The sequence below is a fragment of the Bittarella massiliensis (ex Durand et al. 2017) genome, from assembly GCF_017566145.1.
Taxonomy (GTDB): domain Bacteria; phylum Bacillota; class Clostridia; order Oscillospirales; family Ruminococcaceae; genus Bittarella; species Bittarella massiliensis_A.
This window is the reverse complement of sequence record NZ_JABFCL010000148.1, coordinates 1-228: the sequence shown is the minus strand read 5'-3', so window position 1 is coordinate 228 and position 228 is coordinate 1. Positions and strand designations below refer to the sequence as shown.

General features: G+C 52.6%; 1 pseudogene. It reads left to right on the top strand.

Annotation, left to right across the window (positions count from 1 at the left end):
- A pseudogene (locus HJY11_RS13815) lies at positions 1–228 on the top strand (TIGR01212 family radical SAM protein); the annotation flags it as partial.

The window sequence follows — 228 nt, the reverse complement described above, 5'->3', positions numbered from 1 at the left end:
TAGAATATCTGAACCTTCAAGAGATCCAGGGCATCAAGCTGCAGCTTCTCCACGTTCTTAGGGATACCGATCTATATAACGATTATCAAAGATATCCTTTCCCGCTCCCGTCCATGGAAGAATATCTGGATTTTCTCGGGACATGCCTGTGTGCGCTGCGGCCCGACATTGTCGTCCACCGTCTGACCGGTGACGGCCCCAAGCCCCTTCTTGTGGCTCCGCTCTGGA